The sequence below is a fragment of the Thalassospira tepidiphila MCCC 1A03514 genome (assembly GCF_001662875.1).
GTDB classification, from domain to species: Bacteria; Pseudomonadota; Alphaproteobacteria; order Rhodospirillales; family Thalassospiraceae; genus Thalassospira; species Thalassospira tepidiphila.
In genome coordinates, this window is sequence record NZ_JPVZ01000002.1 from 486,009 (window position 1) to 498,922 (window position 12,914).

Below are 12,914 nucleotides of genomic sequence, written 5' to 3' on the forward strand. Positions count from 1 at the left end.
GTAAAAATCCTTCGATTTCCAAGCCAGCATGTTATAATGCGATTTCCGCACCCGAAAGGGTGTGGGTCAGGTAAGAAAACCGATTAAAAATCAATTTGTTAAACGAATACTGACAGACGGATAGGACGGGCATGAAGCTGACCATCGAACGCGCGGCGCTGTTGAAATCGCTGACCCATGTTCAAAGCGTTGTTGAACGACGTAACACCATTCCGATTCTGTCCAATATTTTGCTCCGGGCAGAGAATGATCGTCTTGCGCTGACCGCGACCGATATGGACCTCGAAGTCATCGAAACCACGACGGCTGAGGTGTCCGAACCGGGCGCGACCACGACCCCTGCCCATACCCTCTATGAAATCGTGCGCAAGCTGCCCGAAGGCTCCCAGGTGCAAATCTCGCTTGAGCCGGGTGCAGGCCGCCTGACCCTTTCTGCCGGTCGTTCGAAGTTCAATCTTGCCGTTCTGCCGGTTGATGATTTCCCGGTAATGTCGGGTGGCGACCTTCCGGTCAGCTTCGGTCTGGCTGCCGCCGAACTGCGCGGCCTGATTGATCGTGCCGAGTTCGCGATCTCGACGGAGGAAACCCGTTACTACCTCAACGGTATTTATTTCCATGCCACCGACGCCGAAGGCACCAAGATCCTGCGCGCGGTTGCAACCGATGGTCACCGTCTGGCGCGCGTAGAAGCGCCGCTGCCCGATGGTGCGGAAAACATGCCGGGCGTCATCGTGCCGCGCAAAACCGTTGGTGAGCTGCGCAAACTGATCGAGGAAACCGGCGAAGCCGTCGATATCGCGCTGTCTGATACCAAAATCCGCTTTGGCTTTGGCGATGCGGTTCTGACCTCCAAGCTGATTGACGGTACCTTCCCGGATTACGAACGCGTGATCCCGTCGGGCAATGACAAGACCCTTGATATCGAATGCAAGGCGTTCGCCGATGCGGTCGACCGTGTATCGGCGATCTCGATTGAAAAATCGCGTGCGGTAAAGGTTGTTCTGTCGGGCAATACCCTGACTCTTTCGGCCTCCAGCCCCGAACACGGCACCGCGTCCGAGGAACTTGAAATCAACTATGATGCCGAGGATATCGAAATCGGCTTTAACTCGCGCTATCTGCTCGACATCGCCAAGCAGGTAAAGGGCGACACCCTGAACCTTCTGATGTCGGACGGATCCAGCCCGACCATCCTGCGTGACACCGACGACCTTTCGGCATTGTACGTTCTGATGCCGATGCGTGTTTGACGGTTAGTACGATCAAGCTGTGGCTGCTCTTGCCAATAACCTCATGCCAAAAGACGGGGTGTCGATGACAAGCCGTCTTGCTGTTTCCCGCATCCAGCTCAGCGAGTTTCGCTGTTACGAAGGCCTGCGCCTGTCGCTCGACAGCTCGCCGGTCGTGCTGACGGGGCCAAACGGGGCGGGCAAGACCAACCTGCTTGAGGCTGTTTCGCTTCTGGCACCGGGCGGTGGATTGCGCCGGGCCAAGCTGGGCGAAATCGCCCGAAGCACCCCGCCAGCCGATAACGGCGCACTTCGGGCCTGGGCCGTTGCGGCAGATGTCGATACGCCGGACGGGGCGTTTCAATTGGGCACCGGTCTTGATCCGGCCGCCCTTGAACAGGGGCGCGAACGCCGTGCGGTCCGCATCGATGGACAGGCCCAGCGTGGGCAGGCTGCCCTGGGTCGGGTCTGTGCTGCGGTTTGGCTGACGCCGCAAATGGATCGTTTGTTCCTGGATGGTCCGTCGGCCCGCAGGCGCTTTCTGGATCGGCTGGTATATGGCCTTGATCCCGATCACAGCAGCCGCGTTGCCGCCTACGAGCATTCGCTGCGCTCACGCGCAAAGCTGCTTAAGGAAGGCAAGGCTGACGATAAATGGCTGACCTCGATCGAGGATTCGATGGTGCGCCATGGCATTGCGGTTGCGGTCGCACGTGCAGAATTGCTCGAACGGCTGCGTCGTGCCGGGACCATGGCCATCGGACCATTTCCGGCCGCCCGTCTTGCGCTGACCGGGGACCTTGAAGACTGGCTGGAAAACCTGCCAGCAGTCGAGGTCGAAGATAAAATGCGGGCCGCATTGCGCGACGGACGTTCACGTGATGCGACCTATGGCGGGGCGGTGGTCGGCCCGCAACGCAGTGATCTGCTGGTCTGGCACGATGCAAAGGGCCAGTCGGCGGATCAATGTTCCACCGGGGAACAAAAGGCGTTGTTGCTGTCGATCATTATGGCCAATACCCGCCTGCAGACAAAGGCACGCGGGGCTGGCCCGCTCTTGTTGCTTGATGAAGTGGTTGCGCATCTCGATGCAGAACGCCGCAGCCACTTGTTTGATGAAATCGTGGCGCTTGGCGTCCAGGCCTGGATGACAGGCACGGACCGGGCGCTGTTTGAAGGTTTGGACGGTCGTGCGCAATTCTTCCGCGTGGAAGATGCCACACTGACCCTTGAAACCACTTAGTGAATGCCGAGGTTCTGACCCTATGACCAACGAAACCGAAACGCCGAACACTGGTGAACAGTCGCAGGAGTATGGCGCAGAATCGATCAAGGTTCTTAAGGGCCTTGAAGCTGTGCGCAAACGTCCGGGCATGTATATCGGCGATACCGATGACGGTACCGGTTTGCACCATATGATCTACGAAGTCGTCGATAACGCAATCGACGAAGCCTTGGCTGGTCACTGCGATACCGTCTGGGTACAGCTTAACGGTGATGGTTCTGCCACCATCCGCGATAACGGCCGTGGCATTCCGACCGACATGCACAAGGAAGAAGGCGTTTCCGCCGCCGAGGTCATCATGACCCAGCTGCATGCCGGCGGTAAATTCGACCAGAACTCCTACAAGGTTTCCGGTGGTCTGCACGGCGTGGGCGTGTCGGTGGTGAACGCGCTGTCGACGCTGCTCAAGCTCCGCGTGTGGCGCAACGGCAAAGAACACTACATGGAGTTTTCCGGTGGTGACGCGATCAAGCCGCTTGAGGTTGTCGGTGATGCACCGCTGACCGCGGATGGCACGCCGCTTTCGGGGACCGAAGTGACCTTCTATCCGGATGCCGAAATCTTCACCATGACCGATTTCGACTTGCCGACGTTGGAACACCGCCTGCGCGAACTGGCCTTCCTGAACTCTGGCGTGATCCTGACGCTGCGTGATGAGCGCAGTGGCGAACCGACCGAAATGAAACTGCATTATGAAGGCGGTATTCGCGCCTTTGTCGAATATCTTGACCGCAACAAGGCGCGTCAGATCGAAGAAGCCATTTGCATCGAAGGCGAAAAAGACGGCATCACCGTCGAAGTCGCCCTGCAATGGAATGACAGCTACCACGAAACCACGCTGTGCTTTACGAACAACATCCCGCAGCGTGATGGCGGGACGCATATGGCCGGTTTCCGTGCTGCTCTGACCCGTCAGATCAACAACTACGCCCAGGAAAGCGGCATCGCCAAAAAGGAAAAGGTCGCCCTTTCCGGTGATGATGCCCGTGAAGGTCTGTCTTGCGTGATTTCGGTCAAGGTTCCGGACCCGAAATTCTCGTCCCAGACCAAGGACAAGCTGGTCTCGTCCGAAGTCCGCCCAGTCGTTGAAAACATCGTCAATGACAAGCTTGCCCAGTGGCTTGAAGAACATCCGCAGGATGCGCGCAAGATCGTCTCCAAGGTAGTCGAAGCGGCATCTGCCCGTGAAGCGGCCCGTAAGGCACGTGAACTGACCCGCCGCAAGGGCGCGCTTGATATCTCGTCCCTGCCGGGCAAATTGGCTGACTGTCAGGAACGCGATGCGTCCAAAGCCGAACTGTTCATCGTGGAGGGTGATTCCGCAGGTGGTTCGGCCAAACAGGGCCGCGAACGTGGTTTCCAGGCGATCCTGCCGCTGCGCGGTAAGATCCTCAACGTCGAACGCGCGCGCTTTGACAAGATGCTCTCAAGTCAGGAAATCGGTACCCTGATTACCGCCATGGGCACCGGTATTGGTCGTGATGACTTCAATATCGAAAAGGCCCGCTACCACAAAATCATCATCATGACTGACGCCGACGTCGATGGTGCGCATATCCGAACCCTGCTTCTGACCTTCTTCTATCGTCAGATGCCTGAACTGATCGAACGCGGCTATCTCTATATCGCTCAGCCGCCGCTCTATCGCGCCAAACGCGGCAACTCGGTCCAGTATCTCAAGGACGACCGCGAGATGGAGCAATACTTGACCGCACAGGGCACCGAAGAAGCCGTGCTTACCCTTTCCGGTGGGCAACAGCTTGCCGGCCCGGATCTGGTGCGTGTGGTCGAACTGGCGCGTAAGGCCAAGGGCTTCCTGGAGCCGCTGTCGATCAAGCTTCCGATTTCTGTGCTCGAACAAGCAACCCTTGCCGGTGCGCTGAACCCGGCTTTGCTTGATGATGATGGCAAACGCCTTGAGGCGGCCGAAACGCTGGCCAAACATCTTGATACCCTTGAAGAAGACTATGATCGCGGCTGGCACGGCGAAGCACCGCTCGATGAAATTGTGCTCTGGCGGATGCTGCGCGGCGTTGAACAGCGCCACGTGATTGATGGCAACATCCTGCGCTCGGCCGAGGCCCGCGCGATTGCCGGTATCCTTGGTGAACTGCGCGAACTGTTTGAAAAGGGCGCGGAATTCGTTGCCAAGGACAAGACCTGGAAAATCAACGGTCCGGTCGATCTGGTCAATGCGGTGATGGAATATGGCCGCCGCGGCATTTCGGTCCAGCGTTACAAGGGCCTTGGCGAAATGAACCCGGATCAGCTTTGGGAAACCACGCTCGACCCGAACGTTCGTTCGCTCCTGCAAGTCAAGGTGGCCCACGCCGACGAGGCCGAGGAGGTCTTCTCGACCCTCATGGGCGACGTCGTCGAACCCCGCCGCGACTTCATTCAGTCGAACGCGCTCAAGGTCGCAAACCTCGACGTATAAGCGACCGTGACGTTGTAAGATCACGCCAAGAAAAACAAAGCCGGAGATGGGAAAACCCATCTCCGGCTTTTTCTTTGGTGCGCCTCGCGTGCTAATTTTGCGCGGCGATTTTCAGATCAGAGCATCCCTTCGGGTTAGGCGCACTCAAGCGCCCGCTCAAGTGCAAGGCCGAGACGGGTTTGAGTTCATTGTATGACCGGGTGCCGTTGCATATGAGAGGCAGGGTCGAGTTTACCATTGCCAATGGCGGGCAAGCGCAACAAACTTTGAAAGCGCGAAGACTTGAAGCGCCTTGCCTGCTTGGGATGACGATGACGGTGGATATTAGTACAGGAGAGCATCGTATATTTAAGTATGCGCTATATCCGATGCTAAGATATCGTGATGAGGGTTTGAGAGAGATGATGTTTCAAAGGTTGAATTTCATATCTTATATTTTGGCCTTTTGTTATGTAATCATAACAACTTATCTTTCTTTCAAGAATCATTACGATTTTTATTACGCGGATTACATGGTGTCATTTTTTTCTAATATGATGGTGGCGTGTGACAATAAGTGCAGTAAAAGAATGGCAGAGTATTTCAATAGATATAAGAAATATGATGTTTTTTTAAGATCTAGAGTTTCAATTCTGAGTATTTCTATTTTATCTGCTTTAGTATTTTTTGTTGGATTTTATGAGTGGTTTTCAAACTTACTGTTCTTTTCATTGTGTCTGCAGGTTCGTTTGCTTTTAATTGCATGGTCTCAAGGCCTATTAAGGCCATCATGGTGAAGCCTTCTAAGCAGTCGACAGCAAGGGGATAGGTTCCCATGCTCAGGTAGTGGGCGAGGCGGAGGACGTTTTCTCCATCCTAATTGGCGCCATTATCGAAGCCTGCCAGGACTGGGTCTAGTTGAATGCGCTCAACTTGGCCAGCCCCACATATAGGCGTTAGCGTTATTGTAATTTAACGCCAAACTCAAAAAGCCGGAGATGCGGACTATCCCCATCTCCGGCTTTTCTCTGGCGCTCCGCAGGCACCGGGTTAGGCGTCTACAGCGCTTAATCTGTTAAAGCATCCCTTCGGACTTCGCCCACTCAAGCGCCCGGTCAAGGGCACGGCCGAGGCGGGCGTGGATTTCGCGCACATCATCCTCGGTCACGATCAGCGGCGGGCAGAGTGCCACCGTGTCATAGACATTTCGGCAAATGAGCCCTTCCTCGGCGGCAAGGGCCACGACCTTGGCGGCAACCGTGCCGGGTTTGCCAAACGGCTGTTTGGTTTTCTTGTCTGCCATCTCAAGGCCGGCAATCAGGCCAACACCGCGAATTTCACCGATCAACGGATGATCGGCAAAGGCGCGCAAGCCATCCTGGAACATCGGCTCCAGACGTTTGGCATTTCCCATCAAATCGCGTTCTTCGATGATATTGAGGTTTTCCAGACCAACCGCACAGGCAACCGGATGTCCGGTGCCGGTGAAGCCGTGGCCGAAATTGCCAAGTTTGGCGGTGTTGTCGGCAATGGCGTTATAGACCTTGTCATTCACCACAATCGCCGCAAGCGGCATGTAGGATGAGGTCAGCTGTTTGGAAGTCACCAGAATGTCCGGCGTGAAGCCATATTTTTCACAGCCAAAACGCGCACCAGTCCGACCGAAACCGTTAATGACCTCGTCGGAAACGACCAGAATGTCGTACTTGTGGCAGATTTCCACCACACCTGGCCAGTAGCCTTCCGGCGGCGTCATCACACCGCCCGCACCCATCACCGGTTCACCGATAAAGGCCGCAATGGTTTCCGGGCCTTCGGCGATGATGGTGTCTTCAAGTTCCTTCAAAAGGCGCGCGGTGAATTCGGTCTCGGTCTCGCCCTCTTCGCCATAACGCCAGAAATGCGGGCAGCTCAGATGCGTCACCGGAATGGCCGGAAGGTCGAAGTCCTTCTGGTTGCCGGCAAGCCCCGTCAGCGAGCCCGAGGCAATCGTAATCCCGTGATAGGCCTTGGTGCGCGACAGGAACTTCTTCTTTTCCGGGCGACCCAAACCGTTATTAAGGAACCAGGCCATCTTGACGACGGTGTCGTTGGCTTCTGACCCGGAATTGGTAAAGAACACGCGGTTCAGGCCTTCGGGCGTCATTTCCACCAGCTTTTCGGCCAGACGGATCGACGGCTCGTGCGCCTTGTGGGCAAAGCTGTGGTAATAGGGCAGGCGTTTAAGCTGCGCATAGGCGGCATCGGCCAGACGGGTTTCGGAAAAACCGACCGCAACTGACCAAAGCCCGGCAAGACCTTCGATATATTCCTTGCCTTCGCTGTCGGTGACGCGGGCGCCATTGCCCTCGGCCATGATCATCGGGCCCTTTTCTTCGTGCAGTCGCATATTGGTGTATGGATGCATCGAATGCGCGATGTCGGACATGTGGAGCGAATTCGGCCGATGGTTCATGTGAAACTCCCGTTCTGATGATGAGGCCCTGATATGGGGCGGCCATTTTGTTCTGCAGTATATGCGGTTGCGATCAAACCCGCCATTGGTGGCTGATGCGGGTCAGTTTCTCTCAAGTGCGGGTATTTTTGCGCCCAGATAACCCGAAAGAAAAGATGTCAGCGACGTGGTCAGCGATGGTGTCAGATATCCACCCTCTTGCACAATAACCGTCGGATAGCCCGCCGCAGCAATTTTTTCACCGGCACGGCGCAGTCCGTCCCAACTGACTTTCATGCCAAGCAACGGATCATCCTCGTGGGTATCAAGCCCAAGGCTGAGAACCAGCGCACCGGGATTGAAGTCGGCAATACGGTCAAGGGCAGTATCGATTGCGGCAAGCCATGCTGCATCTGTGGTGGTGCGAGGCAGGGGCAGATTAAGGTTATATCCTTCGCCATCACCCGATCCGGTCTCATAGGCAAAGCCGGTAAAGAACGGGTAATAGTCCGTGGGGTCAGCATGGATGGAGGCGGTCAGGACATCGTTTCGATCATAAAAGATATCCTGCGTGCCATTGCCATGATGGACATCGATATCAAATATCGCCACGCGATCATGTGCGGTGCGCAGGCGTGCGGCCGCAATCGCGGCATTGTTCAAAAGGCAATGGCCTGCTGCAATCTCGGCACTGGTGTGATGGCCCGCCGGCCGACACAGCGCATAGGCCTTGTCATCCCCCGCCAGCACGGCATCGGTTGCGGCAATGGCGCAATCGGCGGCGCGCAAGGCAGCCTGCCAGCTATGCTGGCCAATCGGCGCAGATGTATCGCCCATATGCCAGCCCGCTTTGGCCAGAATGGTGTGCGGATAGGATGATGTTGCGGCACGCGGAAAGACGTTGGGGACGACTTCCGGGCCAGCATCGGGCTGTTTTTGCCATTCATCCCAGGCGGTTTCGAGGAACTTTAAAAACCGCTTGGTATGAACGGTCTCAAGGGCTGCCATCGGGGTGCGTCCGGGTTCGGTTACCGACAGGGAAAGCGCATCAAGACCAGCCAGCAAAAGCTTGGCGCGTTCGGCCTGTTCGGCATTGCGCTGGATCTTGCCATAGGTCAGGCGAAAGATCGGATCATGTGTTTCGGTTTCGGGGGCATAGAAGCATTTCATGTCGACGTTTTGCCTTCTTCCAGAAGGCGGAACTGATCGATCACGATGCGTTGCGCCTCCGAAATGTGGTAGCGGATGGCCGAAACGGCCTTGGTGGCATCACGTGCCCGCAGGGCTTCAAGAATCGGTTCGTGGGTTTCTGCAATGCGGGTCGGATCGTCATACAGCTGCCCGATCAGCATGATGCTGAACTCGGTTTCTATGGCGACCTGTTCGAACACCTGCAGGAATTTCGGGTTGTCACTGCCAGTACACATCAGCCGGTGAAACTGCATGTCGGCTTCGACTTGGGTGAAAATATCGGCCTCTTCGGTGGCAACCCGGTGAAGTTCGGCCACCTGTGCGCTCAGGGCTTCCTCGATCTCGTCGTTCCAGTTCTGCACCAGACGTTCGACCACGGCCGTCTCAATCGCCAGTCGCAACTCATACAGATCATTGAGCGCCTTTATCGAAACCTGACGCACGAAAAATCCCCGGTTCGGCTCGGACCTCACCAGTCCCGAACTTTCAAGCAACCTTGCCGCTTCACGGACCGGTGCCCGGCTGACCCCCAGTTCGCGGGCGACGACCGATTCGGATAACCGCGCACCCGGTGCAAGCTTTCCGCTGACGATTGCTTTGCTCAACAACTTGGCAACCCGCTGCACGAGCCCTTCACGATCAATCTGTTGGAAGCCGGAGGACGGCTGTGTCTGTGTCATATGTAAGCCCGCAGAAGGTGGATTTGAATTCTTTGAATTAAGCCCGCAACAGACGCCAAAGAAAGATGCATGACTCCGGTCAGTCTAGGCAACGAATTGTAGATTGTCGACAATTTACTTGACTGCGCCGGGATCATCCCGCAGCCTTGAAGCAATCAAAAAAGCGACATAACGAAAGGGCGGCATTAATGCGCGATGCTATGAGTGATCAATCGATATCCGAAATCCGCCGCGATCTGGCTGCGGCCTATCGGTTGATCGCGCTCGAGGGCATGGATGACGGCATCTACACCCATATTTCCGCACGGCTCCCATCCGGACCCGGGGGTGAGCAACGCTTTCTGCTTAATCCGTTCGGCCTGCGGTTTGACGAAGTCACTGCGGCCAATCTGGTAACCGTCGATGAAACCGGTGCCGTGATTGACGACCCCTATGGTGCGGGGGTGAATGCCGCAGGTTTTACCATCCATTCGGCGGTTCATATGGCGCGTCACGATGCGGTTTGTGTGCTCCATACCCACACGGTGGCGGGTGTGGCGGTGTCATCAAATCAGGAAGGATTGCTGCCGCTCAATCAGTGGTCGGCACAGTTTTACGACCGGATTGCCTTCCACGACTACGAAGGCATTGCGCTTAATCTTGAGGAACGCGCCCGCATCGTTGCCGATCTCGGCGACAAATCGGTGATGTTGCTGCGCAATCACGGCACGTTGCTTTTGGGTCGCTCGGTGGCCGAGGCGGTCAAGCTGGCCTTGAACCTTGAACGGTCCTGCAAGGCGCAAGTTGCAGCGCTGGGAATGGGCCTGACGCCGGTTGTGCTGGGCCATGACGTTGCCGAGCACACCGCATCCCAATACCAGTCGATGTACGATTCTTATGAACAAAAGGGCAAACCAGACCCGGAATGGGCCGCCCAACTGCGCCGGCTTGATGCCAGCGCCCCGGGTTACCTCGGGTAACCTGTGCATCTGGGTCACGCCTGTGGCCTTCGGTTAAACAAAACGTGCGTAACACCAATAAAAACAAGAACCTAAATGCAAAACACAATCAGGGAATGCTATGAAATATTTAAAGGTGACTACTTTTCTCATCGCCGCCGCCCTGGCCTCGCCAGTGGCGGCACAGGAAGCTGGCGGTCGGCTTGATATCGTTGTTCAGCCCGAACCACCGGGACTGATGCTGGGCCTCGTGCAGAATGGCCCGACCCAGCTGGTTGCAGGCGATATCTATGAAAGCCTGCTGCGCTATGACAGCGACCTGACCCCGATGCCGAGCCTTGCCAAAAGCTGGGAAATCTCCGACGACGGTCTGACCTACACCTTCAAGCTTAATGAAGGTGTCAAATGGCATGACGGCGAAGATTTCACCGCCGATGACGTTGTCTTTTCCGCCGATGTTTTCCTGCGTGAAACCCATGCGCGTCTGCGTGCGTCGCTGGCCTATGTCAAAAGCATCACCGCCCCGGATCCGATGACGGTTGTCTTCAAACTGAAAGAACCGTTTGGTCCGTTTATCAACGCCTTTGAAAACGGCACCATGCCGATCGTGCCCAAGCACATCTATGAAGGCACCGACTTTGCCAACAACCCGGCGAACGCCACCCCGATTGGCACCGGTCCGTTCAAGTTCAAGGAATGGGTCAAGGGCAGCCACATCCACCTTGTTAAGAACGAGGACTACTATGTTGATGGCCTGCCGTATCTGGACGAAGTCTTTTACCGTGTGATCCCGGATGCTGCGGCCCGTGCGGTGGCGTTTGAAACCGGCGAGGTTGATGTTCTGCCGGGCGGTTCGGTTGAAAACTGGGATATCCCGCGTCTGGCCGAAATGGATGGTGTTTGTGTCACCGAAAAGGGCTGGGAATTCCTCGCACCGCTGGCATGGATGTGGCTTAACAACCGCGAAGGTCCGACCGCCAACGAGAAGTTCCGTCAGGCTGTCATGTACGCCATGGATCGTGAATTCATGCGCGACGTGGTTTGGAACGGCTTTGGTAAAGTTGCGACCGGTCCGATTGCGTCGAGCACCAATTTCTATTCCGATGACGTGACCATTTATGATCACAACCCGGACAAGGCCAAGGAACTTCTGGCCGAGATGGGCTATGACGGCGAACCTGTCCGCATCCTGCCGCTGCCATATGGTGAAACCTGGCAACGCTGGGCCGAGGCCGTCCGTCAGAATCTCAGCGAAGTTGGCATCAATGCCGAAATCGACAGCTCTGATGTCGCTGGGTGGAACGAAAAAACCTCCCAGTGGGATTACGACATGGCCTTCACCTATCTCTATCAGTACGGTGATCCGGCCCTTGGTGTTTCGCGCAACTATACCGCCGATCGCATCAAAAAAGGTAGCCCGTGGAACAACGTCGAAGGCTATGAAAACCTGGCACTCGATGAAAAATGGGCCGCTGCTGCGACGATGGTAACACCCGAAGAACGCGAAGCAGCCTATGCCGAAATCCAGAAGGAAATCGTCGATGACGTTCCGGTCGCCTGGATGCAGGAACTGACCTTCCCGACGATCTACCGTTGCAACGTCAACGATCTGGTGACCACGGCCATCGGTATCAATGACGGTCCACGTAACGCCTGGATCAAGAAGTAACATTGCGGGCGGACCGATTGCCGGTCTGCCCCCTTCTTTTCCTGATTGCCCGCGTTCAGGCGGGATTTCAAATACGGGATGCTACGGGGACCTATGACCATATTCGCTGTCGTGGTGTCGCGGCTATCCAAGGCTATTTTGACCTTGTTGGCCATTGCGATTCTGAACTTTTTCCTCATCCATGCCGCGCCGGGCGACCCGGCTGTCGTGCTGGCCGGTGAAGCCGGTGCCGCTGACGAGCAGATGATCGAACAGCTGCGCGAACGCTTTGGCCTCGATCAACCGCTTTATGTCCAGCTTGGCAAATATGTCGCCGGTATTGTGCAACTTGATCTTGGCTATTCCTTCCGCCAGGGCGCGCCTGTGGCCGAACTCATTGCCGATCGGTTGCCGGCAACCTTGCTGCTGACATTAACGGCCTTTGTCGTCTCGCTGGTTTTGGGCATTGCCTTTGGGGTTGCCGCCGCCGCACGCGTTGGCAAACCGTCTGACACAGTCCTGACCACGATGGCGCTTTTATTCTACGCGACCCCGCTATATTGGCTGGCCCTTATGGCGGTTCTGGTCTTTTCCGTATGGTTTGGATGGCTGCCGGGCTTTGGCTATGAAACTGTCGGGGCGAACTATACCGGTCTGGAACGCGTCCTTGATATTGGCAGCCACCTGATCCTGCCGGCGCTGACACTGGGGCTGTTCTTTACCGCGGTCTATATGCGCATGGCGCGTGCATCCATGCTTGAAGTCTCGCAGCTTGATTTCGTCAAAACCGCCAAGGCCAAGGGCCTGTCGGATGCGGTCATCCGCCGCCGTCACATTCTGCGCAACGCCATCTTGCCGGTGGTGACCCTGGCCGGGTTGCAGGCGGGTCAACTTGTCGGCGGGGCGGTTCTGACCGAAACGGTCTTTGCCTGGCCGGGTATTGGACGCCTGATGTTCGAAAGCTTGGCTGCACGTGACTACAACACGATTTTGGGCGTGTTCCTTGTCTCGGCTGCCATGGTCATTTTGTTCAACATCGTGACCGACATTGTTTATCGCATTGTCGATCCCCGTATCGGAGCCCGTAGCTGAC

Annotated in this window: 10 protein-coding genes; 7 read left to right on the forward strand and 3 right to left on the reverse strand. The window is 56.3% G+C overall.

The annotated features are described in order from the left end of the window. Window positions 1-131 precede the first annotated feature (131 nt). The 4 genes from dnaN to TH4_RS06320 all read left to right on the forward strand — a co-directional run bounded on the left by dnaN (window position 132) and on the right by TH4_RS06320 (window position 5,727). Window positions 132-1,250, forward strand: a complete 1,119-nt coding sequence (gene dnaN / locus TH4_RS06305; RefSeq protein WP_008888966.1) for a DNA polymerase III subunit beta — start codon at window positions 132-134, stop codon at window positions 1,248-1,250. 64 nt (window positions 1,251-1,314) lie between these two features. After that, complete coding sequence (gene recF / locus TH4_RS06310) at window positions 1,315-2,472, forward strand: DNA replication/repair protein RecF (RefSeq protein WP_064780492.1); 1,158 nt, start codon at window positions 1,315-1,317, stop codon at window positions 2,470-2,472. A 22-nt stretch (window positions 2,473-2,494) separates the two neighbouring features. Then, window positions 2,495-4,951: a DNA topoisomerase (ATP-hydrolyzing) subunit B gene (gene gyrB / locus TH4_RS06315; protein WP_064780341.1), complete on the forward strand. Its 2,457-nt coding sequence runs from the start codon at window positions 2,495-2,497 to the stop codon at window positions 4,949-4,951. Between the two features lie 179 nt (window positions 4,952-5,130). Then, window positions 5,131-5,727 (forward strand): hypothetical protein, encoded by a 597-nt coding sequence (locus TH4_RS06320; RefSeq protein ID WP_157097707.1) that lies wholly within the window; start codon window positions 5,131-5,133, stop codon window positions 5,725-5,727. A gap of 278 nt (window positions 5,728-6,005) precedes the next feature. On the opposite strand, the gene TH4_RS06325 is transcribed toward TH4_RS06320, so the two are convergent. The 3 genes from TH4_RS06325 to TH4_RS06335 all read right to left on the reverse strand — a co-directional run bounded on the left by TH4_RS06325 (window position 6,006) and on the right by TH4_RS06335 (window position 9,235). Then, window positions 6,006-7,385: an aspartate aminotransferase family protein gene (locus TH4_RS06325; RefSeq protein WP_064780343.1), complete on the reverse strand. Its 1,380-nt coding sequence runs from the start codon at window positions 7,383-7,385 to the stop codon at window positions 6,006-6,008. A gap of 102 nt (window positions 7,386-7,487) precedes the next feature. Further along, complete coding sequence (locus TH4_RS06330; RefSeq protein ID WP_064780344.1) at window positions 7,488-8,534, reverse strand: histone deacetylase family protein; 1,047 nt, start codon at window positions 8,532-8,534, stop codon at window positions 7,488-7,490. Then, a complete protein-coding gene (locus TH4_RS06335; RefSeq protein WP_063085958.1) occupies window positions 8,531-9,235 on the reverse strand; it encodes a GntR family transcriptional regulator in 705 nt (234 codons plus the stop codon). The genes TH4_RS06330 and TH4_RS06335 overlap by 4 nt, the downstream gene beginning before the upstream one ends. A gap of 188 nt (window positions 9,236-9,423) precedes the next feature. Here TH4_RS06335 and TH4_RS06340 point away from each other — a divergent pair, with 188 nt between their 5' ends. The 3 genes from TH4_RS06340 to TH4_RS06350 all read left to right on the forward strand — a co-directional run bounded on the left by TH4_RS06340 (window position 9,424) and on the right by TH4_RS06350 (window position 12,913). Next, the gene (locus TH4_RS06340) at window positions 9,424-10,194 is read left to right on the forward strand and encodes a class II aldolase/adducin family protein (protein ID WP_063085955.1); all 771 of its coding nucleotides are present in this window, start codon (window positions 9,424-9,426) and stop codon (window positions 10,192-10,194) included. Window positions 10,195-10,309: 115 nt separating this feature from the next. After that, window positions 10,310-11,842, forward strand: coding sequence for an ABC transporter substrate-binding protein (locus TH4_RS06345; RefSeq protein WP_245227765.1), 1,533 nt, complete (start codon window positions 10,310-10,312; stop codon window positions 11,840-11,842). A gap of 93 nt (window positions 11,843-11,935) precedes the next feature. Continuing rightward, window positions 11,936-12,913, forward strand: coding sequence for an ABC transporter permease (locus tag TH4_RS06350; protein ID WP_008888981.1), 978 nt, complete (start codon window positions 11,936-11,938; stop codon window positions 12,911-12,913). The last annotated feature ends 1 nt before the right edge of the window (window position 12,914 follow it).

What these genes read in the sequence shown, in the direction of transcription:
- dnaN (WP_008888966.1), top strand. Translation starts at nt 132, where the DNA reads ATGAAGCTGACCATCGAACGCGCGGCGCTGTTGAAATCGCTGACCCAT.
- recF (WP_064780492.1), top strand. Translation starts at nt 1,315, where the DNA reads ATGACAAGCCGTCTTGCTGTTTCCCGCATCCAGCTCAGCGAGTTTCGC.
- gyrB (WP_064780341.1), top strand. Translation starts at nt 2,495, where the DNA reads ATGACCAACGAAACCGAAACGCCGAACACTGGTGAACAGTCGCAGGAG.
- TH4_RS06325 (WP_064780343.1), bottom strand. Translation starts at nt 7,385, where the DNA reads ATGAACCATCGGCCGAATTCGCTCCACATGTCCGACATCGCGCATTCG.
- TH4_RS06330 (WP_064780344.1), bottom strand. Translation starts at nt 8,534, where the DNA reads ATGAAATGCTTCTATGCCCCCGAAACCGAAACACATGATCCGATCTTT.
- TH4_RS06335 (WP_063085958.1), bottom strand. Translation starts at nt 9,235, where the DNA reads ATGACACAGACACAGCCGTCCTCCGGCTTCCAACAGATTGATCGTGAA.
- TH4_RS06340 (WP_063085955.1), top strand. Translation starts at nt 9,424, where the DNA reads ATGCGCGATGCTATGAGTGATCAATCGATATCCGAAATCCGCCGCGAT.
- TH4_RS06350 (WP_008888981.1), top strand. Translation starts at nt 11,936, where the DNA reads ATGACCATATTCGCTGTCGTGGTGTCGCGGCTATCCAAGGCTATTTTG.